The sequence below is a fragment of the Streptomyces sp. CC53 genome (assembly GCF_001865245.1).
Taxonomy (GTDB): domain Bacteria; phylum Actinomycetota; class Actinomycetes; order Streptomycetales; family Streptomycetaceae; genus Streptomyces.
This window is the reverse complement of sequence record NZ_MKXB01000170.1, coordinates 118,845-141,189: the sequence shown is the minus strand read 5'-3', so window position 1 is coordinate 141,189 and position 22,345 is coordinate 118,845. Positions and strand designations below refer to the sequence as shown.

At 73.0% G+C, this 22,345-nt stretch carries 21 protein-coding genes and 1 pseudogene; 13 read left to right on the top strand and 9 right to left on the bottom strand.

The window, feature by feature from the left end; all coding sequences use genetic code 11:
- The 5 genes and pseudogenes from BJP40_RS34970 to BJP40_RS21360 form a co-directional block, all read right to left on the bottom strand.
- Nucleotides 1–243 (bottom strand): annotated as a pseudogene (locus BJP40_RS34970) (IS630 family transposase); the annotation flags it as partial.
- The gene (locus tag BJP40_RS32065) at nt 183–317 is read right to left on the bottom strand and encodes a winged helix-turn-helix domain-containing protein (protein WP_226962890.1); all 135 of its coding nucleotides are present in this window, start codon (nt 315–317) and stop codon (nt 183–185) included. The gene BJP40_RS32065 and the pseudogene BJP40_RS34970, both read right to left, overlap by 61 nt.
- Before the next feature lie 57 nt (nt 318–374).
- Nucleotides 375–803: a hypothetical protein gene (locus tag BJP40_RS32060; protein WP_079169388.1), complete on the bottom strand. Its 429-nt coding sequence runs from the start codon at nt 801–803 to the stop codon at nt 375–377.
- A gap of 80 nt (nt 804–883) precedes the next feature.
- Nucleotides 884–2,128: a DNA polymerase III subunit beta gene (locus tag BJP40_RS21365; protein ID WP_071281707.1), complete on the bottom strand. Its 1,245-nt coding sequence runs from the start codon at nt 2,126–2,128 to the stop codon at nt 884–886.
- 135 nt (nt 2,129–2,263) lie between these two features.
- The gene (locus BJP40_RS21360; protein ID WP_071281706.1) at nt 2,264–2,830 is read right to left on the bottom strand and encodes an SMI1/KNR4 family protein; all 567 of its coding nucleotides are present in this window, start codon (nt 2,828–2,830) and stop codon (nt 2,264–2,266) included.
- Nucleotides 2,831–2,945: 115 nt separating this feature from the next.
- On the opposite strand from BJP40_RS21360, the gene BJP40_RS21355 reads away from it, so the two are divergent.
- Both BJP40_RS21355 and BJP40_RS36375 read left to right on the top strand, forming a co-directional pair.
- The gene (locus BJP40_RS21355; RefSeq protein WP_071281705.1) at nt 2,946–3,548 is read left to right on the top strand and encodes a flavodoxin family protein; all 603 of its coding nucleotides are present in this window, start codon (nt 2,946–2,948) and stop codon (nt 3,546–3,548) included.
- Nucleotides 3,549–3,944: 396 nt separating this feature from the next.
- Nucleotides 3,945–5,504 carry a hypothetical protein gene (locus tag BJP40_RS36375; RefSeq protein WP_371258673.1) on the top strand — a complete coding sequence of 520 codons (1,560 nt, stop codon included), beginning with the start codon at nt 3,945–3,947 and terminating at the stop codon, nt 5,502–5,504.
- 99 nt (nt 5,505–5,603) lie between these two features.
- Here the strand turns inward: BJP40_RS36375 and BJP40_RS21340 are convergent, their stop codons facing one another.
- Nucleotides 5,604–6,026, bottom strand: coding sequence for a DUF1992 domain-containing protein (locus tag BJP40_RS21340; protein WP_071281702.1), 423 nt, complete (start codon nt 6,024–6,026; stop codon nt 5,604–5,606).
- Nucleotides 6,027–6,135: 109 nt separating this feature from the next.
- Here BJP40_RS21340 and BJP40_RS21335 point away from each other — a divergent pair, with 109 nt between their 5' ends.
- On the top strand, nt 6,136–7,026 hold the full coding sequence (locus tag BJP40_RS21335; RefSeq protein ID WP_226962507.1) for a ketopantoate reductase family protein: 891 nt from the start codon (nt 6,136–6,138) through the stop codon (nt 7,024–7,026).
- A gap of 258 nt (nt 7,027–7,284) precedes the next feature.
- On the opposite strand, the gene BJP40_RS21330 is transcribed toward BJP40_RS21335, so the two are convergent.
- Nucleotides 7,285–7,488, bottom strand: coding sequence for a cold-shock protein (locus BJP40_RS21330; protein WP_071273049.1), 204 nt, complete (start codon nt 7,486–7,488; stop codon nt 7,285–7,287).
- Between the two features lie 1,081 nt (nt 7,489–8,569).
- Here BJP40_RS21330 and BJP40_RS21325 point away from each other — a divergent pair.
- Nucleotides 8,570–9,430 carry a menaquinone biosynthetic enzyme MqnA/MqnD family protein gene (locus tag BJP40_RS21325; protein ID WP_175500006.1) on the top strand — a complete coding sequence of 287 codons (861 nt, stop codon included), beginning with the start codon at nt 8,570–8,572 and terminating at the stop codon, nt 9,428–9,430.
- Nucleotide 9,431: 1 nt separating this feature from the next.
- Here BJP40_RS21325 and BJP40_RS21320 read toward each other — a convergent pair whose 3' ends face one another.
- On the bottom strand, nt 9,432–10,487 hold the full coding sequence (locus BJP40_RS21320) for an esterase family protein (protein WP_071281700.1): 1,056 nt from the start codon (nt 10,485–10,487) through the stop codon (nt 9,432–9,434).
- A 276-nt stretch (nt 10,488–10,763) separates the two neighbouring features.
- Between BJP40_RS21320 and BJP40_RS21315 the strand changes: the two genes are divergently transcribed.
- From BJP40_RS21315 to BJP40_RS21295, 5 genes are all read left to right on the top strand, one after another.
- Nucleotides 10,764–12,566, top strand: coding sequence for a serine/threonine-protein kinase (locus tag BJP40_RS21315; RefSeq protein ID WP_071281699.1), 1,803 nt, complete (start codon nt 10,764–10,766; stop codon nt 12,564–12,566).
- Between the two features lie 471 nt (nt 12,567–13,037).
- Nucleotides 13,038–14,234, top strand: a complete 1,197-nt coding sequence (gene mqnC, locus BJP40_RS21310) for a cyclic dehypoxanthinyl futalosine synthase (protein ID WP_071281698.1) — start codon at nt 13,038–13,040, stop codon at nt 14,232–14,234.
- A gap of 14 nt (nt 14,235–14,248) precedes the next feature.
- Entirely contained in the window at nt 14,249–14,893 is a 645-nt protein-coding gene (locus tag BJP40_RS21305) for a hypothetical protein (RefSeq protein WP_071281697.1), read from the top strand.
- 148 nt (nt 14,894–15,041) lie between these two features.
- Nucleotides 15,042–15,737 (top strand): demethylmenaquinone methyltransferase, encoded by a 696-nt coding sequence (locus tag BJP40_RS21300; RefSeq protein WP_071281696.1) that lies wholly within the window; start codon nt 15,042–15,044, stop codon nt 15,735–15,737.
- A 307-nt stretch (nt 15,738–16,044) separates the two neighbouring features.
- Entirely contained in the window at nt 16,045–17,337 is a 1,293-nt protein-coding gene (locus BJP40_RS21295; protein WP_175499798.1) for a geranylgeranyl reductase family protein, read from the top strand.
- A gap of 248 nt (nt 17,338–17,585) precedes the next feature.
- Here the strand turns inward: BJP40_RS21295 and BJP40_RS21290 are convergent, their stop codons facing one another.
- Complete coding sequence (locus BJP40_RS21290) at nt 17,586–18,449, bottom strand: C40 family peptidase (RefSeq protein WP_071281695.1); 864 nt, start codon at nt 18,447–18,449, stop codon at nt 17,586–17,588.
- Between the two features lie 738 nt (nt 18,450–19,187).
- Between BJP40_RS21290 and BJP40_RS21285 the strand changes: the two genes are divergently transcribed.
- From BJP40_RS21285 to BJP40_RS21270, 4 genes are read left to right on the top strand one after another with little or no spacing between them, the layout of a single operon-like run.
- The gene (locus BJP40_RS21285) at nt 19,188–19,547 is read left to right on the top strand and encodes an NADH-quinone oxidoreductase subunit A (RefSeq protein ID WP_071264774.1); all 360 of its coding nucleotides are present in this window, start codon (nt 19,188–19,190) and stop codon (nt 19,545–19,547) included.
- A 58-nt stretch (nt 19,548–19,605) separates the two neighbouring features.
- Nucleotides 19,606–20,160, top strand: a complete 555-nt coding sequence (locus BJP40_RS21280; protein WP_071264776.1) for an NADH-quinone oxidoreductase subunit B family protein — start codon at nt 19,606–19,608, stop codon at nt 20,158–20,160.
- On the top strand, nt 20,157–21,008 hold the full coding sequence (locus BJP40_RS21275) for an NADH-quinone oxidoreductase subunit C (RefSeq protein ID WP_226962506.1): 852 nt from the start codon (nt 20,157–20,159) through the stop codon (nt 21,006–21,008). Before BJP40_RS21280 ends, BJP40_RS21275 begins: the two co-directional genes overlap by 4 nt.
- Nucleotides 21,005–22,336, top strand: coding sequence for an NADH-quinone oxidoreductase subunit D (locus BJP40_RS21270; RefSeq protein ID WP_071264778.1), 1,332 nt, complete (start codon nt 21,005–21,007; stop codon nt 22,334–22,336). Before BJP40_RS21275 ends, BJP40_RS21270 begins: the two co-directional genes overlap by 4 nt.
- Nucleotides 22,337–22,345: the final 9 nt, after the last annotated feature.

The window sequence follows — 22,345 nt, the reverse complement described above, 5'->3', positions numbered from 1 at the left end:
CCGGTATGTCTGCGTCCGGTAGATCAGACGGGTCTCACGACCCGGCCTGACGCGGATCATCCCGGCCATCAGGACCCGACCCGAGCCCTTGCCCGTGACTCTGACCAGCGGCGTCCGCCCGCGCCGTGACCAGGTGCGGCCTTCGCCGGGTTTCAGGTCCTGCCCGGCCTCGTCCTCGAAGACTATCCACGCGCCCAGGAGCTGGACCGTCCTCTTACCCGTGACCACTGCTCCGACCGCCACCGTGTCACGGCCTGCTCGTCGCGCTCGACCGCCCGGTGCGCGGGGACCTGCGGTGACCAGCCCAGCCGGTGCAGCAGGTAACGGAGGAGTCGGCCGAGCTGCTGGAGTAGCGAGCCGGTGCCGGGTGGGTGCTACCGGGCGCCGTTCGAGGGGGAGGGCGGCGTAGGGCAGTCCACGATCTGATGGGCGTGATCATCGCCCGGGGCGAGCGCCTGTACCACTCGCTCGGCCTCCTGGCGCCGATTGGTCTCGCACAGCAACCGGAGGAGGGCGTAGAGGGCGTCCCGGTCTCCGTCGGTCGCCCGGCTGCGCAGCTCCGAGTCCATGCCGCGTTCCCTGAGCGCTCTGTTCAGTCGACGGCGTGCGTGGACATCCGCGAGAGCGCGCTCTGCCAGTTCCGCGAACCGTCCGGCGCGGGCGAGCAGGTCCATGTGCCAGAGATGGTTGTCATGCCTGTGGTGATCAATGGAGTAGCACTCGGCGTGGGGTTGTACCAACGCGATGGCCTCCTCCCAGTCCTGGCGGTGTTCTGCGGTGAGGACGCGCTCGTGCCACTTCATTGAGGGATCGTCGCCCCGGCCGCGTGCCCTTTTGAAGCCCTGCGGGGCGGGCGTCCCCTCGGCGCCTGGGCTGCCCTGCGTCACACCCCCGGCGTCCGCATCGACATGAGGAGGTGCTGGTGGGTGGGGCCTGCGGTGAGGAGGGCGCGTTGGCCGGTGCCCTGGAGGTGGAGGTGGAGGGTGGGGGCCTCGAAGGTGGTGAGGGCTTCCAGGAGGTACGCCGGGTTGAAGGCGACCGTCAGTGGGGCTTCGCCCGCCAGGTGGGCAGGGACGTGCTGGGAGGCCACGTCGTCCTCGTGGCCGGCCTGGAGGTGGACCGTGTCGCCGGTGAACGTCAGGTGGATCGGGTTGTCCCGTTCCGCCACCACCGCCACGCGCTTCACCGCCTCCGTCAGGGGCGCGCGGTCGAGCGTGGCCGTCGCCGGGGTGCCGCCCAGGGCGAAGAGCTTGTCGTGGCGGGGCAGTCTGCCCTCCAGGAGGCGGGTCGTCGCGCGGCGCGTGGAGGTCGCCAGGGCCAAGGTGCCGTCGTCGAGGGCCACGGTCAGGGTGCCCGGTTCGGTCGCGAGGGCGCGGGTCAGTTCCGCCAGGCGGCGGGCGGGGACCAGGGCTTCCAGCAAGTGGGCCTCCACCGCGGGAGCCGCAGCCGCAGCCGCAACGCCTACCGCCGTAGGGGTCTCCATCGCGGAGGCCCCAGTCTCGGGGGCGTCTGTCTCGCGCGCTTCGGTCTCCGGGGCCGCTGAGGGGAGCCCCGCAGGTGCCGTGTCCGGTTCCGTCGGCTTCCACGGGATCGTGCGGAGGGCGTAGCGGTAGCGGTCCGTCGCCGTCAGGGTGAGCGTTTCAGAGGTGAGCGCCAGGCGGAGGCCCGTCAGCGCGGGGAGCGTCTCGTCCCGGCCCGCAGCGGCCGCCACCTGTGCCACCGCCGCCGCGAACGACGGCGCGTCCACCTCTCCGCGCACCTGCGGTACGGCTGGGGGCGCCGGGTAGTCCTGCAAGGGGAGGAGGGACAGGCCGAAGCGGGCGCCCCCGGCGCCGAGCGTCAGCCGCGACGGGCTGTCCACCGCGCAGGTGACCATGCCTTCCGGCAGCACCCGGCACACGTCCAGGAGTCTGCGGCCCATGACCAGGGCCCGGCCCGGCCGTATGGTCTCCGCCTCGGTCTCGACTCCGGCCGACGCTTCGTGGTCGAGGCCCGAGACGCGGAGGCGGCCGTCCTCCGCCTCCAGCAGCAGGCCGCCGAGGAGGGGCACTGGCGACCGGGTGGGCAGGACCCTGGCCGCCCATGTCACGGCCTCGGTCAACGCGTGCTGCTCGATGCGCAGTTCCATGCCGTCGACGCTAACGGCTGCCACTGACAACGGCCGGGAGCCGCCGGTGCCGGTCCGGGTATGGGCGGCTGTGGCGGCGGATAGGCCGGGGCAGCGGGCGGCGGTCGCGGTCTCGCGGCGGGGGTACGGGCGCTATCAGCCGTCCCGGCCCTCCGGCCACGCGTACCACTCGGCGAAGGTGGGGATGCGGCCGTCCGGGCCCCGCAGGGGGATGATGCGGTCGCTCGTGGCCCGCTGGTCGAACCACATCGTGTCCCGGTACCGGCCCGAGACCACGTACAGCGTGCGGAAGCCGTGGCCGTGCTCCACCAGGTGCACCGCACCCGCCGTCTTGCGGTCCTCCAGCTCCTCGCACGCCTCGTCCCACGCCTGCCAGGCCGCCGAGAACTCCGCCCGGGCCGCGAAGTCCTCCTCCCGCGGTTCCCCGTCGGCGAGCGCCTCGTCGTCCTCCCGGTACGTGTCCGGGTGCGGGAACGGGGCGGGCAGGAGGGGCAGGACGGTGTACGGATCGTCCTCCCAGCCCCAGCCGTTCGGGCCGAGACGCAGGGGCTTGAGCATCCCGCCCGCGTGCGGTCGGCGGCCTCCGGCGCTGACGTGGAGGAGGTGGTGGCGGTACGCGGCCGGGAAGACCACCCCGAGCGCGGCTTCCGCCGTCTCCAGTTCCCGGAGGGTCAGTGGTGGGCGCGGGCCGGTGTCGTGCATGTGGTGAGCGTAGGCATGGCCGGATCGGTGTACGGAATGCGGGGCGGGCCGGGGGAGTTGTCGCCCTCGTACGACTGATCTTGTTCCAGCTCATGACCAGTGGGGAGTCGCGGCGATGGCTGCAGAGACAGAGCGGACGTTTCTTTTCGTACTGGGGAGCTCACGCCCGGACGGCAACACCGAGCAGCTCACCCGGCGAGCGGCCGAGCGGCTGCCCGCGGGTGTGCGGCAGGAGTGGGCGGACCTGCGGCAGCTGGCGCTCCCGGAGTACGTGGACCTGCGGCACACCGGGGACGGGACGCACCCGGCCCCCGACGGGGACGCCAAGTGGCTGATGGACGCCACCCTGGGCGCGACGGACGTCGTGATCGCCTCACCGCTGTACTGGTACAGCTTCTCCACGCCGGTGAAGCACTACCTCGACCACTGGACGGGGTGGATGCGGGTGCCGGGGCTCGACTTCAAGGAGCGCATGGCCGGCAAGACGCTGTGGGGGGTCAGCGTGCTGGCCGAGGAGGACCGGGCGGTGGCGGACCCGCTGGACGTGGCGCTGCGGTACACCGCCTCCTACATGGAGATGCGTTGGGGTGGGCTGCTGCTCGGCAACGGGAGTGCTCCCGGGCAGGTCCTCGCCGACGAGGGCGCCCTGGCCGAGGCGGAGGGGTTCTTCGCGCGTGAGCCGGTCGACGCTGCGGAGGCCGTGACCGCGGCTGGTTGACGTCGCCCGCGCGGCGGTCGGGGGCCTGGCCGGTGTTGCCCGGGTGGGACCTACCGGGCAGGAGGGCCACGGGTGCAAGGCCGGGACCCGGGCGAATCCGCCCTGGTCGGACCGGGTCGCGGTGGGCCGCGTCCCGGTCGCCCGGGACATCTTCCAGGGAAAGAACGAAGGAGGTAAGGCACCTTCCCCACCCACCCCTACCTACCCGTCACTCACACGAGTGGATTGTCCAACTGAGGTCAGGGTTCGGATGGTTGGGCGGCATATGCTCGCACCGAGAGCGAAGCCAACCACCGCAGACATGCGGCGGCCCCCAGCCAGGACTACCGATCCTTGGAGGGGGCCTGACCACTCAGGAATGGACGTTCCCAAATGGATACCCAGCAGCTTAGCGCGGTGCCCCCCGCAGAGGACCCGCTTCACCCGACCGCCCCACGATCAGGCGTCCTTCACGTCAACGCCCGGCACACGCACCACTTCACCGTGGTGGGCAACCACCTCGCCCAGCACCGGCGGCTCAGCCTCCTCGCCATCGGACTCGCCCTGCACATCCAGTCCCTGCCGGACGGCGCCCGGATCAGCATCCGGTTCCTCGCCGCCCGCTTCCCGGAGAGCGAGGAGCGGATCGCCGCCGGGCTGCGGGAGCTGGAGGCCGCCGGATACCTGACGCGGGAGCGCACGCGGCTCCCCAACGGCAAGCTCGTCACGCGGACCGTCTTCTACAACCAGCCCAAGAGCTGCGGCGGGGACCACCTGAAGGCCACCGCCGGCACGGCTGCACCCGGCCCGGCGCGCGGGGCGGGGGCGGGCGCCGGCCCCGGCGGGCGGGCACCGGGCGCTGTGCCCGGCGTGGGCCTGGGCGCCGTTCCCGACACGGGTCCCGCGGCCGTGCGCTCGGCTGCGCTCGACGTGGACGGGGGGTCCGTCGACGCTCACTGGGCTGCTGCTCACGCCTCCGCCCCCACCTCCGCCCCTGCCCCCGCCGCTGCTTCTGCCTCCGCCCCTGCCTCCGCCTCGGCCCCTGCCTCCGTTCGGCCGGTGGCTTCTGCTCAGCCGGTGGATCTTGCGGGGCCGGTGGTCCCCGCTCAGCCGGTGCCTCCTGCGGGGCCCGTGCCTCCTGCGGGGCCCGTGCCCCCTGCGGGGCTGGTGCCGCCTACACAACCGGTGGTTGCTGACCAGCCTGTGGTTTCTGCCTGGCCCGTGACTCCTGCTGCGTCCGCTGGGCCTGCCGTCCGGGACACCCCGCAAGCGTGCGCGACGGTGGCCTTGCCCAAGCCCGTTGGGGAGCCGGTGCCCGCCGCCACTGGGCACGGTGCCCCCGTTCGCGGGCCCGCCGTGCAGTCCGTACCCGCCGCTGGCGGGGAAGTCCCCGGCCCCGCCGCGCGGCCGGCTCCCGCCGCCCAGGCAGCCCCCGCCTACGGGGTCACGACAACCCCCGCCCCCGAGGCCAAGGCAGCCCCGTCCCTCACGGTTCGGGAAGCGCCCGCGCCTGCTCGGACCGCCGTGCCCGCCGCCGCTGCGGAGGCAGGCACGGTCACCGCCCGGCACACCGCGCCCGCCGCCAGGCGCAAAGCGCCGCTGCCCGTGCCGCGCGACGCCGATCCCGAGCGGCTGCGGGTGGCCGCCGAGCTGCTGACCGGCCTTCGCTGCCACGACCCGCGACTGCTGCTCGCCGAGGCGGACGTGCTGCGCCTCGCCCCCGCCGTCGCCGCCTGGCTGGAGCGGGACGCCGCCCCCGCCGCCGTACGCCAGGGGCTCACGCACGGGCTGCCCGAGAAGATGGCGTACCCCGCAGGGTTCCTGGCGCACCGGCTCACCGCACTCATCCCGCCGCCCCTGCCAAACCGGCCCGCTCCCGACCGGCCGCACCCCCTCCACACGTGCGAGGGCTGCGACCGCGCCTTCCGGGCCCCGCAGCCCGGCCGCTGCCGGGACTGCCTCCCGACGCCGTCCTGACCCCGCAGGCGCCTCGGCCGTCGTCGCAGCAGGTCCCGTCCCGCCCCAGGAGCAGCGACGCCGAGGCCCCTGCGGGGGGTGCCCGCCCGTCCCGTTCCGCTACGCGGGCCGGTCCCGGCCCCCGTCGCCGGTGTGCGTACGCCAGTCGCGGACCAGGTCTTCCACATCGAGGGGCTTCAGGTTCAGGGCAGGGCCCGGCGGCGGGCGGCGGACCGCGGCGGCGATCTTCTCGTTGAGGTCCGTCGCGAGGCGGCGCACCTCCGCCTCCGAGGACGCCCGGGCGATCTGCTCCAGGGCCTCCTCGGCCTCCTTGCGCAGGGCCAGCGCGGGCGGCAGGGCGGACAGGCCCTCGCGTCGCATCTTGCCCTTGATCCACCACAGTTCGTCGTACGGCGCCGAGTCGTCGGGCAGCGGTTTTCCCAGGCCCGCGAGGTCCTGGAAGGCGCCGCGCTCGGCGGCCTCGCGGATCTGCCTGTCGACCCATGACTCGAAGGTGACACCGGGAGGTTTCCGCTCGGTCATGGCTCCAGCGTACGAGGCGGCACGCCCTCCCGGGAGGACGGGCACTTCACGCCCGCGCGCCACGTTGATCACACGTCAGCCGACACGACAGGGGAGGAACCGCGTGAGCGTGAACGGACGTCTGACCGTGGCCGTGCTGGGACCCGGAGGGGTGGGCGGGCTGCTCGCCGGCCTGCTCGCACGGGGCGGGCACCGGGTGGTCTGCCTGGCGGGGGAGGAGACCGCGGGTGCGCTGCGCGACGGGGGGATACGGGTCCGCAGCGGGCAGCACGGGGACTTCCACGTGGCCGTCGAGGCCGCCACGCGGCTCGCGGACGCCCCTGACCTGGTGCTGGTCGCTGTGAAGGAGACCGCCCTGCGGGAAGCGCTGGAGCGGGTGCCCGCCGACGTGCTGCGCGACGACACCCTGGTCGTGCCCCTGCTGAACGGGATCGAGCACCTGGAGCTGCTCCGCGAGCGGTACGGGACCGGAAGGGTCGCGGCCGGGGTGATCCGGGTGGAGGCCACGCGGGTCGCGCCCGGGGTGATCGAGCACGGCACACCGTTCACGGAGGTGGAACTGGCGGGACCCGAGGCGCTGCGGGCACGGCTGGAGGCACTGGCCGGGGTGCTGCGCGGCGTCGGCGTCGGCGTGAGCGTGGGGCAGGACGTGGCGGCGGCCCTGTGGGGGAAGCTGGCGCTGCTCGCGCCGTTCGCGCTGCTCACCACGCGGTACGGCCTGCCCGTCGGCGAGGTGCGCGTGGAGCGGCGTGACGAGCTGGTCGCCGCCGTGGGCGAAGCCGTCGCCGTGGCCCGGGCCGCCGGCGTCTCCCTCGACCCCGAAGCGGTCATGGCGCGGTACGACGCGTTCCCCGCGGCCACGAAGTCGTCCATGCAGCGGGACGCCGAGGCGGGGCGGCTCCTGGAGGTGGACGCCGTCGGCGGGGCGCTGCTGCGGGCCGCCGAGCGGCACTCCGTGCCCGTGCCGGTGTTGTCCCGGCTGGTCCGGGAGATCGGCTGACGGGGCCCGTACGGATGGGGCCCGTACGGATGGGGCTCGTACGGACGGGGCCCGTACGCGTGCGACCGCCGCCACGTCCGCGGCGGCGGCCGTGCGTCCGGGCCCGGACGGGCGCCTTCCGGAGCCGAGGGGGCTTGCCGGCGGGCCGCGGTCCGGCCGGTCCGCAAGCTCCCGCCCGGGATTTGCCTTCGGGAAAAAGGGCAGGGGCCCCGTTCGCAGCAGAAACGCTGGAACAGGGCCCCTTGGGGTACTGCTAAGTCAGGAGACCGTGACGTTCTCCGCCTGCGGGCCCTTCGGGCCCTGCGTCACGTCGAAGGTCACGACCTGGTTCTCCTCAAGCGAACGGAAACCGTTCGCGTTGATCGCGGAGTAGTGGACGAAGACATCCGGGCCGCCGCCGTCCTGGGCGATGAAGCCGAAGCCCTTTTCAGCGTTGAACCACTTGACGGTTCCGGTAGCCATAAAGCCCTCCTTGGGCCAAAGGGTCGCCCTGCTCCAGAACCTGCAAACAAGTCTGAAAACTACGAGAGCCCGCGGTCACATGCTCCGCAGGCTCTGTACTGCAAGGGAAACCAAACTGCAACTTGCGTTGAGCCTAGCACGCACGGTCCGAGCAGCGGTAGAGGGAAAGATCACCCCTTCCAGATGTCACCCGGATGTTTGAACGGGGGCAGGTCGGGCCAAGGGCGGTTTTCGGGTCGCCGGTACGGCGCCCGGTCCCCGGCCGACGGGCAAGGTGGAGGAGGCGGGCGGCAGGGCATCGGCGTATCGGCGGGGCCGGAATCCCGTGGTTTCGCAGGGTACCGGCTGGGATTTCCCGCCCTTCTGTCGGGTTCGGTGCCGTCCCTGTCGGGGTCCGGGAGGGCGGTGGCAGGGTTCCGGGACGGCGGCGCATGAGGCGGGCTTCACCGGGCGGTACGGCCGGATGGGGGTAGACGGGGCTGGGCCCTCGCTTCCCGGGGCGTGGCCCGGTGGGAAGGCCGGACGGAGAAGGCTCGATCGAGGAGGCCCGATGGAGAAGGCCGGGGGAGAGCCGGACGGAAAGCCTGGGGCGTGTTGGACGGGAAGGTCCGGCAGAAGGGTGCGGCGGGGAGGGCCGGACGGAAGGGACCGGCGGGGAGGGCAGGGCGCAAGGGCCTGGCGGGGGCGCCGGGCGGGCAGGGGAGAGAAGCGTCTGCTGCTGCGCCGGTCGCGGGGCGTTCCGCGTGTCGGCGGGATGTGGGCGCGGGCGTGGCCGGCCCGCCGGGTGGGTCCCGGGGCGGCGGTAGGGGTGGCGCAGACGGGAGGCGAAGGGGGCAAGAGGGAGGGGGCGGCGGCCGCAGGAGAGGGAGGGGGCGGCGACTCCGGGACGGGTGCCGGGCGGACGGGTGCCGGGCGGGCGGTGCCAGGTGCCGGGCGGTGGGTGACGGGTCTCGGGCCGGGCAGGCTTCCGGGTCGGAAGGAACTCGGGGCGGTTCCCGCGCGGCGCGTGCCCGCTGGTGAGGGCGGCCACCCGGTGGGACGGGGGTGGTCAGGCGGGGTCTAGCCTCACCATGTGGACACAGTGGACACCTCTCGGCGTACCCGGCCCCGTGTCGGGCACATCCAGTTCCTGAACTGCCTGCCGCTCTACTGGGGGCTCGCCCGCACCGGGACCCTGCTCGACCTGGAGCTCAGCAAGGACACCCCGGAGCGGCTCAGCGAGCAGCTCGTCGCCGGGGGCCTCGACATCGGCCCGATCACCCTCGTGGAGTACCTGCGGCACGCCGACGAGCTCGTGGCCTTCCCGGACATCGCCGTCGGCTGCGACGGGCCCGTCATGTCCTGCGTGATCGTCTCCCAGCGGCCCCTGGAGGAACTGGACGGCGCCCGGGTCGCGCTCGGCTCCACGTCCCGCACGTCCGTGCGGCTCGCGCGGCTGCTGCTCGCCGAGCGGTACGGCGTGGCGCCCGACTACTACGCCTGCCCGCCCGACCTGGGCGTGATGATGCAGGAGGCGGAGGCGGCCGTGCTGATCGGCGACGCCGCGCTGCGGGCCTCCCTGCACGACGCGCCGCGGCTCGGGCTCCAGGTCCACGACCTGGGGTCGATGTGGAAGGAGTGGACCGGGCTGCCCTTCGTGTTCGCGGTGTGGGCGGCGCGCAAGGACTACCTGGCCGCCGCCCCCGAGGTCGTACGGGAGGTGCACACGGCGTTCCTGGCGTCCCGGGACCTGTCGCTGGAGGAGGTCGGGAAGGTCGCCGAGCAGGCCGCGCGGTGGGAGACGTTCGACGCGGACCTGCTGGAACGCTACTTCACGACGCTGGACTTCCGGTTCGGCCCCGAACAGCTCGCCGGCGTGCGGGAGTTCGCCCGCCGGGTCGGACCCACGACCGGGTTCCCGGCGGACGTGCGCGTCGAACTGCTGGGGCGTCAGCGCGGGTGACTCACGGGGCGGGGACGGGCGCCTGCATGTGCTTGCTGATCCACTCGATGGAGCCGTCCCCCATGCCCCGCACATAGCTCCTGGCGTTGTGGCCGCCGTCCTGGATGACCTCCAGGCGGGTCTTGACCGGGCCCTTGCCGTACTTCCCCATGAACGAGCGGAGGTTCTGCAGGCCGGACTCCTCCGAGCCGATCTGGAACGCGATGTAGACGTCCTTGGCGGGGTCGCTCGGCTGTCTCGACAGGGCCTCGGCCAGCTTCTCCGGGTTGTTCGCCTGCTTCTCCGCCTCGTGGCCCGCCCAGAGCGGTGAGTCCGGCACGGTGTCGGGGCCCGACGCGATCACCGCCTTGAACTTCTCCGGGTGCTTGAGGACCGACTTCAGGCCGACGAAGGCGCCCGAGGAGGAGCCCATGAACGCCCACCCGTCCCGCGAGGTGAATGTGCGGAAATTCGCCTTGACGAAATCGGGAACGTCTTCCGTCATCCAGGTGCCCATCTTCTCGCGGCCCGGTATGTCGCTGCCGTCGTAGTAGTGGGTGTCGTCCGGGTTGAGCACCGGCATCACGACGATGAAGGGCAGGCTCCTGCCTTCCTTCGACCACCGGCTGATGCTGCTCTGCAGCTTCAGGTCGGTGCCCATCCAGTAATTCTTGGGGTAGCCGTTGCCGCCCGGCAGGGCGATCAGCACCGGGAACCCGCTCTTGGCGTACCGCGGTTCGAAATACTGCGGCGGGGCCCAGACCCACACCTGCCCCCTGAAGCCGGACTTCCTGCCCTCCAGGGTCGTGACGGCGATCTTCGTGCCGTCCTCGACGGTGTTCGCCTCGGTGAACTCGGCGCGCGGGCCGGTCGGGAGCAGGGTCCTCGCCGCCGCCCCGTCGGCCGGGTCCCCGTTCTTCCCGGCGTCGCGCCCCGCGTGTGCGTCCCCCCGGGCGGCCGGCGGGGCGGCCGTGGCAGCCGGGGTGTCGAACGACACGGGCTCGCCGGAGCAGCCCGCGGCCAGGGTGAGCGTGCCGAGCAAGGCGGCTGCCGCGAGGGTCTTCAGCGGACGTTTCATCGAAGGTCTCCGGGACGTGTGCTTCTGGTGGCGGACGGGCGGGGGCGTTGTCGACTACGGCCAGATAGAGGGGGGATTGCCCGGATCGGTTGGCTCGCGCGGTCCGTGTTCCGGCAGGCAATCCCTGGGAGGGCGGCCGCGGCGGGCTCTACGCTGCTGTCGCGGAGCCGCTGCGAACGCCGTGGCGAACACGGTGCCGCGCGGGCGCCGCGGCACCGCCGCGGGCCACCGGGCCGCAGCGGACGTACGGGTACGGAATCGGGGGAGCACGGGCACATGCAGCCGTTGGATGCGGACGAGCCGCACGTCATCGGTCCCTACCGGCTGCTCGGCAGGCTCGGTGCGGGCGGCATGGGCCGGGTCTACCTGGCCCGCACCCAGGGCGGCAGGACGGTGGCCGTGAAGGTCGTCCACCCGCACTTCGCGCTGGACGAGCAGTTCCGCGAGCGGTTCCGCCGCGAGGTCGCCTCCGCCCGGCGCGTCGGCGCCCGGTGGACCGCGCCCGTCCTGGACGCCGACCCGGAGGCGCCCGTCCCGTGGGTCGCCACCGGCTATGTCGCCGGGCCGTCGCTCGCCGAGGCCGCCGCCGCGCACGGGCCGCTGCCCGAGCGGTCCGTGCGGGCCCTGGGCGCCGGGCTCGCGGAGGCGCTCGCCGCCGTCCACGCCCTCGGGCTCGTCCACCGCGACGTCAAACCGTCCAACGTGCTGCTCGCCCTGGACGGCCCCCGGCTCATCGACTTCGGGATCGCCCGCGCCACCGACAGCACCGCCTCCCTGACCTCCACGGGCGTGTCCGTCGGCTCGCCCGGCTACATGTCGCCCGAGCAGATCCTCGGCAAGGCGGGCGGCCAGGGCGTCGACGGGGCCACGGACGTCTTCTCCCTGGGCGCCGTGCTCGCCTTCGCCGCGACCGGAGTCCCGCCCTTCTCCGGTGACTCGTCGGCGGCGCTGCTGTACAAGGTCGTGCACGAGGAACCCGAGCTGGCGCCCGGGCTGGCGGGCACGCTGCGGGAGCTGGTGGCCGCGTGCCTGGCCAAGGACCCGGCCGCCCGCCCCGCGCCGGACGAGCTGGCCCGTGCCCTGGCACCGGACGGCGCGGCCGCGTCGATGGCGGGCGGCTGGCTGCCGCCGCCGGTCGTGGAGGACGTCAGCCGCGCCGCCGTACGGCTGCTGGACCTGGAGGCGGGGCCGCACGCCGCCGCGCCGGGGCCGGATGCGGGGCCGCACGCCGGGCCCGGAGCGGGCGCCGACTCCGGCGCGGGACCGGCCGCGGGCGCGAGTGCGGAGCCCCTGCCTGGTACGGGGCCGGGGTCGTTCACCGGCACGGCGACCCCGCCCCCGCCCACGGCCGCCGACTCCGCCGGGGCGTTCGGGCCGCCGCCCGTCGCCCACCTCCCCACCGCGGACGCGGTGCCCCCGCCGCCCCGCACCCCGCCCGTCTCCCTGTCGGTCACCACCAGCGCCGAACCCGCCGGGCCGCGCGGCGGGCGCAAGGTGAGCTGCAGCGTCGCGCTGGCCGTGGCGGGGGCGCTCGCCGCCGTCACCGTGGGCGCGGCGGTGCTCTTCGACGTGCTCCCGGGCGGCGACAGGCCCGAAGACGGACCCGTCGCCGCCTCTCAGGGGCCCAGCGCCTCCGCCTCCGCGCCCGGGGGCGGCGCTGGCGGCACCGCGCCGACCGGCCCCTCACCCTCCGGTTCCGGGTCGCCCGCGCCCGTGACCTCCGTGCCGGAGGCGTTCGTCGGCACGTGGAAGGGCCCCTTCAAGCTGACCTTCGCGGGCACCGAGATCTCCGCGGGCACCTTCACCGTGGTCATCACCGAAGGCGCCACCGGCGAACGCGTCGGCACGGTCAACCAGTTCGACGCGTTCGGCAACTTCACCTGCGAGGACGACATCACGCTCACCAGCGCCACCGAGGACACGCTGCTGGTCGAGGGCAGGGCCAGCGCCAAACCCCTCAACCGGTGCACCAGCGGCACCCACACGGTGAAGCTCACGCTGAACGGGGAGCGGCTGGAGTACGCCTCGGACGAGCCGCGCGCGGGCAATCCGTCCGCCACCCTCGACCGCTTCCGCTGAGCGCAGCGCGCCGCGCCCTCCAAGCGGGCCGGAGGCCACGGCCCCCGCCGGCACCACGTACCGGGCAGCGCCCCCCCCGCTCCGGGCGGACCGCCCCTGCGGTGAGCGGCGGAGCCCCCTGCACGCGGGCGGCCGCCGCTCCGGCCGGCCGACGCCCTTCGCTTCGGGCGGCCCGCCGCTGCGGTCAGCGAGGGACCCGGCCCACCCGGAGCCCCGCCCCTGCGCGGAGCGGTCACCCCGCGCCTGTGGTGAGCGGTGGGCGCGGCGCCTCGGGTGACTCGGCTGCGCGGGAACACCGCGCCCCTCCGGCGGACGAGTACGCGGGCCCCGCCCCTCCGGCGGACGGCTGCGCGGGCCCTGGTGCCCCGGACGGCCCGCTGCCCCCGTGGGCGAAGGCCCCGGGCAGCCCGCGCGACCCCCTGGCGTAGGCTGAACCAGTCCGCCCGCAACCCGCCGAAAGGTACGCAACCGGTGACCGAGAAGGCCGAGCTCCAGTCCGTTCTCGACCGCGCCGCCGACGGCGGGCGGATCACCCCCGAGGAGGCGCTGGAGCTGTACCGCTCCGCGCCCCTGCACGCCCCCGGGGTCGCCGCCGACGCCGTGCGGCGCCGCCGCTACGCCGGTACGGAGCACATCGCGACGTACATCATCGAGCGGAACATCAACTACACGAACGTCTGCGTCACCGCCTGCAAGTTCTGCGCGTTCTACGCCCCGCCGAAGAGCGACAAGGGCTGGACCCGCGGCCTCGACGACATCCTGCGCCGCTGCGCCGAGACCGTCGAGCTCGGCGGCACGCAGATCATGTTCCAGGGCGGCCACCACCCGGACTTCGGCGTCGAGTACTACGAGGAGCACTTCTCCGCCATCAAGAAGGAGTTCCCGCAGCTCGTCATCCACTCCCTCGGGGCGTCCGAGGTGGAGCACATGGCGCGGATCTCCGGTGTCGGCGTGGAGGAGGCCATCCGCCGCATCCACGCCGCCGGCCTCGACTCCTTCGCGGGCGCCGGCGCCGAACTGCTGCCGGAGCGGCCCCGCAAGGCCATCGCCCCGCTGAAGGAGTCCGGCGAGCGGTGGCTGGAGATCATGGAGATCGCGCACGGGCTGGGCGTGGAGTCGACCTCCACGATGCTCATGGGCACGGGCGAGACCAACGCCGAGCGCATCGAGCACCTGCGGATGATCCGCGACGTCCAGGACCGCACGGGCGGCTTCCGCGCCTTCATCCCGTACACGTACCAGCCCGAGAACAACCACCTGAAGGGCCGGACGCAGGCGACCCTCTTCGAGTACCTGCGCGTGATCGCCGTCGCGCGGATCTTCCTCGACAACGTCGCCCACATCCAGGGCTCCTGGCTCACCACCGGCAAGGAGATCGGCCAGCTGTCGCTGCACTACGGCGCGGACGACCTCGGCTCGATCATGCTGGAGGAGAACGTCGTGTCCTCCGCGGGCGCCAGGCACCGCTCCAACCGGATGGAGATCATCGACCTCATCCGCAAGTCCGGGCGCGTGCCCGCGCAGCGGTCCACGACGTACGAGCACCTCGTCGTCCACGAGGACCCGGCGAACGACCCGGTCGACGACCGCGTGGTCTCGCACATCTCCTCGACGGCCATCGAGGGCGGCACCGCCCACCCCGAACTGAAGCTGCTCGCCCCCAACTGACGGGCGGGACCGCCATGCTCACCCTGCACGCCGCGCCCCTCGTCGTCCCCCTGGCCGGTGAGCTCGTGCCGGAGGGCGCCGTGCTCGTGGACGGCGGGCGGATCGCCGCCGTCGGCCCGTACGAGGAGCTGGCCGCCGCCCGCCCCGAGGCACGGGTGCGGCGCTGGCCGGGGCTGCTGACGCCCGGGCTGCGGCAGTGGCACACCCGCTGGCTGCTCACGCGGCTCTACCACCCCGACCCCAGGGAAGCGGACCGGCTGGGCACCGAGCCCGTGCCCGTCGACGCGCTGGCCGCGCCCGAGACGTACGACTGGGCGGGCAGCGCACGGCGCGGGATCCAGCGCATGCTGGCGCACGGCACCACCGCCGTCGCCGCCGCGGGCGACTTCCCGGACCCGGTGCGCCCGGCCGTGGCCCGGTCCGGGCTGCGGGTGGTGTCCGCGCACGGCGGCCCCGGCATCCTCGTGTCCGGCCCGAACCTCGACCCGCTCGTGGAGGGCCGCGGCCTGCCGGGCGCCGTGCACGGGCCGCTGGAGGCGGGCGGCCCCGCCGACCTCGCGGTCTTCGACGTCCCGGACCCTGCCGCCCTCCTGGAACGCGGCGCGGCGACCTGCGTGGCGACCGTCCTGGGCGGCCGGCTCGTCCACCGGCGGGCCTGACGGACCGCACGGCCGGAGGGCCGCGGTCCGTGCTCGTGCGGCGGCGGCGCGGGACCACGGCGGGGCCTCCGGGCCGGCCGTGCGACGCGGGGCCCGGGCCCGGGGCGTGCCGTCCGGGCCCTGCCGCGGCCCTGCTTGAATGGGCTGCGTGACCCGAGCAAAGCTGGACAAGCAGCCGCACGAAGTCGCCTCGATGTTCGACGACGTCGCGGCCCACTACGACCTCACCAACGACGTCCTCTCCCTCTTCCAGGACCGGCGCTGGCGCAAGGAGGTGGCCGGGGCCGTCGACGCCCGGCCCGGGCAGACCGTCCTGGACCTGGCCGCGGGCACCGGGACGTCGTCCCTGGCGTTCGTGGAGAGCGGCGCCTACGTCGTGCCGTGCGACTTCTCCCTCGGCATGCTGAAGGAGGGCAAGCGGCGCCACCCGTGGCTGCCGCTCACCGCCGGCGACGCGACGCGGCTGCCGTTCCGCGACGACGCGTTCGACGCGACGACCATCTCCTTCGGGCTGCGCAACGTGCAGGACACGGACGCCGCCCTGCGCGAGCTGTACCGGGTGACGAAGCCCGGCGGGCGGGTCGTGATCTGCGAGTTCTCGCACCCCACGTGGGCGCCGTTCCGCACGGTGTACGAGGAGTACCTGATGCGGGCCCTGCCGCCGATCGCCCGCGCGGTCTCGTCGAACCCCGACGCGTACGTCTACCTCGCCGAGTCCATCCAGAGCTGGCCCGAGCAGCGGGACCTCGCCGGCATGCTGCAGAAGGCGGGCTGGTCCCAGGTGGCCTGGCGCAACCTGACGGGCGGTGTCGTCGCCCTGCACCGGGGAGTCAAGGCGCCCTGACGGCACGGGCGTTGCTGCCGTGGCGGTGCGGGGAGGGGGCAGGGCCGGTCCACGGCTGCCCGGCCCCGGCGGCGCGCCCGGGGGCGGAGAGCCGACCGGCGCCCGCGCCCCCGTACCCCGGCAGCGTGAGGGCCGGCGGGCGGAGGCCCAGCGGCAGGCGACCCGGTCGCCGCGGCGGGCGCCGCCCGAGGAGGCCGCGGGGTGGGGACAGGCAGGGGGCGGGACGGCGGCGGGTCCCCCATAGACTGCCGGGTGTCCAGTGCCCCTGCACGCGAACTCGAGCCTCGGGAGACCCGCCGTGACCGCCGTGACCGAGACCCCCTCGACCCCCTCCGAACGCACCGCGGACGTGATCGTCGTCGGGGCGGGACCGGCCGGTTCGACCGCCGCCTACCACCTCGCCAAGTCGGGTCTCGACGTGCTCCTGCTGGAGAAGACCTCGTTCCCGCGCGAGAAGGTGTGCGGCGACGGCCTCACGCCCCGCGCGGTGAAGCAGCTCGTCGCCATGGGCATCGACATCTCCGAGGAGGCGGGCTGGCTCCGCAACAAGGGGCTGCGGATCATCGGCGGCGGGGCGCGGCTCCAGCTCGACTGGCCCGACCTCGCCTCGTACCCGGACTACGGACTGGTCCGCAAGCGCGACGACTTCGACGAGCAGCTGGCCCGGCAGGCACAGAAGGCGGGCGCCCGGCTGTACGAGCAGTGCAACGTCGGCGCGCCGGTCGTCGACGACCGCACCGGGCGGATCACCGGCGTGCACGCCAAGCTCGGCGAGGAGAAGACGCCGGTCACCTTCCACGCCCCACTGGTCGTGGCCGCCGACGGCAACTCCACGCGGCTGTCGCTGGCGATGGGGCTGCACCGGCGCGACGACCGGCCTATGGGCGTCGCCGTCCGCACCTACTTCACGACCCCGCGGCACGAGGACGACTACCTGGAGTCCTGGCTGGAGCTGTGGGACCGGCGCGGCCCGCAGGACCGGCTGCTGCCCGGCTACGGCTGGATCTTCGGCATGGGCGACGGCACGTCCAACGTGGGCCTGGGCATCCTGAACTCCTCGTCCGCCTTCCGGGAGCTGGACTGGCGGGAGGTGCTGAAGGCGTGGTGCGCGTCCATGCCGGAGGACTGGGGCTTCACGCCCGACAACATGACCCAGCCCATCCGGGGCGCCGCGCTGCCGATGGCGTTCAACCGGCAGCCGCACTACACGCGCGGGCTGCTGCTGGTCGGTGACGCGGGCGGGCTGGTCAACCCGTTCAACGGCGAGGGCATCGCGTACGCCATGGAGTCCGGGCAGCTGGCCGCGGACGTCGTCGTGCAGGCCCACGCCCGCACGACGCCGGCGCAGCGGGAGCTGGCCCTGCAGAACTACCCGAAGATCCTGAAGGACACCTACGGCGGGTACTACACGCTCGGCCGCGGGTTCGTGAAGCTGATCGGCAACCCGAAGGTCATGAAGATCGCCGCCCAGCGCGGGCTGACCCACCCGATGCTGATGAGGTTCACGCTGAAGCTGCTGGCGAACCTCACCGACCCGACGGGCGGCGACGCGATGGACCGGATCATCAACGGGCTGTCGAAGGTGGCGCCGAAGGCGTGACCCCATGACGAAGGGCCGGTGCTCACCCCGTCAGGGGGAGGCACCGGCCCTTCGCCGTGCTTCCGTGGTGACCGCAGCCTGGCCCGGCCCGGTCGGGCCCGGTCATCCGGCGGGGCCCCCGGCCGTGCACGGGTCACGGCGCAGCGCAGGCCCCGAGCCGGGCAGGCCGGCAGGCCGTCCGCTCACCGGGCTGTACAGGGGCCGGGCCCGCCTGGCGCCGTCGTCCACGCGTCAGCGCACCGCGTGCGTCAGAGGATGCGCACCGCGCCCGACGGGCGGTCCCAGTCGAGGGAGCGCTCGACGACGCCCGTGCTCGGGTTCTGCGCGCCGACGAACTTGCCGCCGCCCACGTAGATCGCCACGTGGTACGAGCCGCTGCGGCTGCCCCAGTAGAGGATGTCGCCGGGCTGCAGGGCGCTCAGGGACACGGAGCGGCCCATGCTGGACTGGGAGCCGGAGACGCGCGGCAGGTCGATGCCGGCCTGCCGGTAGGCGGCCTGCACCAGGCCGGAGCAGTCCCAGGCGTTGGGGCCGGTGGCGCCCATGACGTACGCGTCGCCGACCTGGGCGCGGGCGAAGGCCACGATGGCGGCGGCGGAGCCGCTGGCGGGGGCGGAGGCGGTGCTGCTGCCCGTGCTCGCGGAGGTGGAGGCGGAAGCGGGAGCGGACAGGGTGGTGCGCTCGCTGCTGCGGGAGGCGCGCTCCTGGGCCTCGGCGCGGGCGCGCTCCTCGGCCTCGCGGGCCTTGCGCTCCTCGGCCTCCTTGGCCTTGCGCTCGGCCTCGGCCTTGCGGTCCGCCTCGTCCTTGGCCTTCTTGGCGTCCTTGGCCGCCTTCTCGGCCGCCGCGTCCTCCTGCGCCCGCAGATCCTGGACGAGGGCGTCGTGCTGGGTCGCCTCGGCGGAGGCGGCGACCGCGGTGGACAGCGCCTCGGAGAGGTCCACGCCGGCGAGCGTGGGCATCTCGACGGTCTCGGTCACCGTCTCTGCCTGGGCGGGCGAGGCGGCCACCGCGATGGTGCTGAGGACGCCACCGGCAACTCCGGCGCGCAGCGTGAGCTTCGACGCGCTGCGGCGGGGCTTCCGGTGGCTGGGTATGTGAGCGGTGTGGGACATGGGAACAACCGCTATCAGGGCGTTACGGTTCCCATCAAGAAACGTGGTGTGCGACACAGTTGTGCTTGGAGGGGTTGAATCCGCTTCCTCCGCACCTTTATTGACGCCGTAACGGACATTTCGGTCCCGAGGTGTCGGGCCTATGATCAAGGGCTTTCGGTAAAACGCCCGAATTGCCGCCCGCTTACCACTTGTTGCTGCGATTGGCCAAGCCCGTCATTTCTGACGGGTTGTCGTACGTGGCGCAGGTCACAGGACGGCAACATCGTTCGGCATGTGCTTCTCGTGAACGCGTGCACGTGGGACGTCCGCGTCCACCTCCGTACCCGGAGGGCCCTCGCGCGGGTGGGGTGAGTCCCTCTATCACCCGCAGGAGTCCATAGCGAATTTGCTTGCTACGGGAACCCTTTGATAGAGCGCACCCCCTCTGACCAGCGCTGACCGGCGCAGATGTCGCGTATCGTCACCACTTGAACACGCCTGGTGCGAGGAGGACCGTTCATCCGAATTCATGATCGTTCGCCAGGTGGCAGAGATCACAAAGACGTTGACGTACCCCGTGTCGCAGATCACAGATCGACGGGCATAGGATGCGTGGCAGACGGGCTTGTGAACTGCCTCACATGAAACCGATCTTCCCGCTCCGAGAGGGGCCGGCGGGTCTGCGGAAGCGAGGCGGCGGAACGCACGCCCGCGGTGCGGTCCAACGGTCAAGGACGACTGGAAGGAGCGAGGAGCGTGAACATCTACACGCCCATCCTCGTGCTCGGCGCCCTCGGCGCGGCGTTTGCGATCTTCTCCGTGGTCATGGCCACGCTCATCGGCCCCAAGAGGTACAACCGGGCCAAGCTGGAGGCGTACGAGTGCGGCATCGAGCCGACGCCCACGCCGGCCGGAGGCGGCCGCTTTCCCATCAAGTACTACCTGACGGCGATGCTCTTCATCGTCTTCGACATCGAGATCATCTTCCTCTATCCCTGGGCCGTCACCTTCGACGCGCTGGGGCTCTTCGGCCTCGTCGAGATGCTGCTCTTCGTCCTCACCGTCTTCGTCGCCTACGCCTACGTGTGGCGGCGGGGCGGCCTGGAGTGGGACTGAGCAGGCATCGGGGCCAGTGGGGTTACTGAGGAGTTACTGAGGGGCTGAGGGCACACTCATGGGACTCGAAGAGAAGCTGCCGAGCGGATTTCTGCTGACGACGGTCGAGCAGGCCGCGGGATGGGTGCGCAAGGCGTCCGTCTTCCCCGCGACCTTCGGCCTCGCGTGCTGCGCCATCGAGATGATGACGACGGGCGCGGGGCGCTACGACATGGCCCGCTTCGGCATGGAGGTCTTCCGCGGCTCCCCGCGCCAGGCCGACCTGATGATCGTGGCGGGCCGGGTCAGCCAGAAGATGGCGCCCGTCCTGCGCCAGGTCTACGACCAGATGCCCAACCCGAAGTGGGTCATCTCCATGGGCGTCTGCGCCTCCTCGGGCGGCATGTTCAACAACTACGCGATCGTGCAGGGCGTCGACCACGTCGTCCCCGTCGACATCTATCTGCCCGGCTGCCCGCCGCGCCCCGAGATGCTGCTGGACGCGATCCTCAAGCTCCACCAGAAGATCCAGACGTCCAAGCTCGGCGTCAACGCGCGCGAGGCGGCCCGCGAGGCGGAGGAAGCGGCGCTCAAGGCGCTGCCGACGATCGAGATGAAGGGGCTGCTGCGGTGACCGACAGCCAGGCGAACGGGCCCGAGCCGATCCGGCGCGAGTCGAACCAGCCCAAGCCGACCCGGCCGGACTCCGGGCCGCCCGAGCCCACCCGGCCCGAGCGCTCACGCGAACCCGCCGAGGCGCACGAGCCGAACCCCGAGAAGGACCTCTCCGCGCAGAACCTCCCGGGGCAGCGCGGCGAGCACGGCGAGGAGATCCGCGTCCAGCGCGGCATGTTCGGGGCGAGCAAGGGCGGCGACACCTCCGGATACGGCGGCCTCGTCCGCTCCGTCCGCCTGCCCGGCGCGGCCACCCGCCCCTACGGCGGGTACTTCGACGAGGTCGCCGACGAGCTCGAAGGCGCCCTGGACGAGCAGGGGCTCCTGCCCGAGAACGCCATCGAGAAGACCGTCGTGGACCGCGGCGAACTGACCTTCCACATCGCCCGCGAGCACCTGCCCCTCGTCGCCCGCACCCTGCGCGACGACCCGGCCCTCCGGTTCGAGCTGTGCCTCGGCGTCAGCGGGGTCCACTACCCCGGCGACACCGGCCGCGAGCTGCACGCCGTCTACCACCTGCGCTCGATCACCCACGGGCGGCGGCTGCGCCTGGAGGTCAGCGCGCCGGACGGCGACCCGCACATCCCGTCGCTCGTCGCGGTCTACCCGACCAACGACTGGCACGAGCGCGAGACGTACGACTTCTTCGGCATCGTCTTCGACGGCCACCCGGCCCTGACCCGGATCATGATGCCGGACGACTGGCAGGGCCACCCGCAGCGCAAGGACTACCCCCTCGGCGGCATCCCCGTCGAGTACAAGGGCGCCCAGATCCCGGCTCCGGACCAGCGGAGGTCCTACTCGTGACCAGCTACCACGCGCCAGAAGCGGAAGCCCGGGAGACCACCGAGGGCACCGTCTACACCGTCACCGGCGGCGACTGGGACGAGGTCGCCGAGTCCGCGGTCAAGGCCGACGACGAGCGGATCGTCGTCAACATGGGCCCCCAGCACCCCTCCACGCACGGCGTGCTCCGGCTGATCCTGGAGATCGACGGCGAGACCGTCACCGAGGCCCGCTGCGGCATCGGCTACCTCCACACCGGCATCGAGAAGAACCTCGAGTACCGGACGTGGACCCAGGGCACCACGTTCGTGACGCGCATGGACTACCTGACGTCGTTCTTCAACGAGACGGCGTACTGCCTCGGCGTGGAGAAGCTCCTCGGCATCGAGGACCAGGTGCCCGACCGGGCCACCGTCATCCGCGTCCTGCTCATGGAGCTCAACCGGCTCTCCTCCCACCTCGTGGCCATCGCCACCGGCGGCATGGAACTGGGCGCCACCACGATCATGATCTACGGCTTCCGGGACCGCGAACTGATCCTGGACCTGTACGAGCTGATCACCGGGCTGCGCATGAACCACGCGTTCATCCGCCCCGGCGGCCTCGCGCAGGACCTGCCGCCCGGCGCCGTCGACCAGATCCGCGAGTGCGTGAAGACGCTCCGCAAGAACCTGCCGGAGTACGACAAGCTCGCCACCGGCAACCCCATCTTCAAGGCCCGCATGCAGGACATCGGCCACCTCGACCTGGCCGGCTGCATGGCCCTCGGCGCCACCGGGCCGATCCTCCGGGCCACCGGCCTCCCGCACGACCTGCGCAAGTCCGACCCGTACTGCGGCTACGAGACGTACGAGTTCGACATCCCGACCGCCGACACCTGCGACTCCTACGGCCGCTTCCTCATCCGCCTGGAGGAGATGCGCCAGTCGCTGCGGATCGTCGAGCAGTGCCTGGACCGGCTCGAACCCGGCCCCGTCATGGTCGCCGACAAGAAGATCGCCTGGCCCGCCCAGCTCGCCCTCGGGCCCGACGGCCTCGGCAACTCCCTCGACCACATCAAGAAGATCATGGGCACCTCCATGGAGGCCCTGATCCACCACTTCAAGCTGGTCACCGAGGGCTTCCGGGTCCCCGCCGGACAGGCGTACGCCGCGGTCGAGTCGCCCAAGGGAGAGCTCGGCGCCCACGTCGTCTCCGACGGCGGCACCCGCCCCTACCGGGTCCACTTCCGCGACCCGTCCTTCACCAACCTCCAGACCATGGCGGCGATGTGCGAAGGCGGCATGATCGCCGACGTCATCGTCGCCGTCGCGTCCATCGACCCCGTGATGGGAGGCGTCGACCGGTGACCGACGTGA

Coding starts and splice junctions, on each gene's coding strand:
- BJP40_RS32060 (WP_079169388.1), bottom strand. CDS start 803: ATGAAGTGGCACGAGCGCGTCCTCACCGCAGAACACCGCCAGGACTGG.
- BJP40_RS21365 (WP_071281707.1), bottom strand. CDS start 2,128: ATGGAACTGCGCATCGAGCAGCACGCGTTGACCGAGGCCGTGACATGG.
- BJP40_RS21360 (WP_071281706.1), bottom strand. CDS start 2,830: ATGCACGACACCGGCCCGCGCCCACCACTGACCCTCCGGGAACTGGAG.
- BJP40_RS21355 (WP_071281705.1), top strand. CDS start 2,946: ATGGCTGCAGAGACAGAGCGGACGTTTCTTTTCGTACTGGGGAGCTCA.
- BJP40_RS21340 (WP_071281702.1), bottom strand. CDS start 6,026: ATGACCGAGCGGAAACCTCCCGGTGTCACCTTCGAGTCATGGGTCGAC.
- BJP40_RS21330 (WP_071273049.1), bottom strand. CDS start 7,488: ATGGCTACCGGAACCGTCAAGTGGTTCAACGCTGAAAAGGGCTTCGGC.
- BJP40_RS21320 (WP_071281700.1), bottom strand. CDS start 10,487: ATGAAACGTCCGCTGAAGACCCTCGCGGCAGCCGCCTTGCTCGGCACG.
- BJP40_RS21315 (WP_071281699.1), top strand. CDS start 10,764: ATGCAGCCGTTGGATGCGGACGAGCCGCACGTCATCGGTCCCTACCGG.
- BJP40_RS21305 (WP_071281697.1), top strand. CDS start 14,249: ATGCTCACCCTGCACGCCGCGCCCCTCGTCGTCCCCCTGGCCGGTGAG.
- BJP40_RS21290 (WP_071281695.1), bottom strand. CDS start 18,449: ATGTCCCACACCGCTCACATACCCAGCCACCGGAAGCCCCGCCGCAGC.
- BJP40_RS21280 (WP_071264776.1), top strand. CDS start 19,606: ATGGGACTCGAAGAGAAGCTGCCGAGCGGATTTCTGCTGACGACGGTC.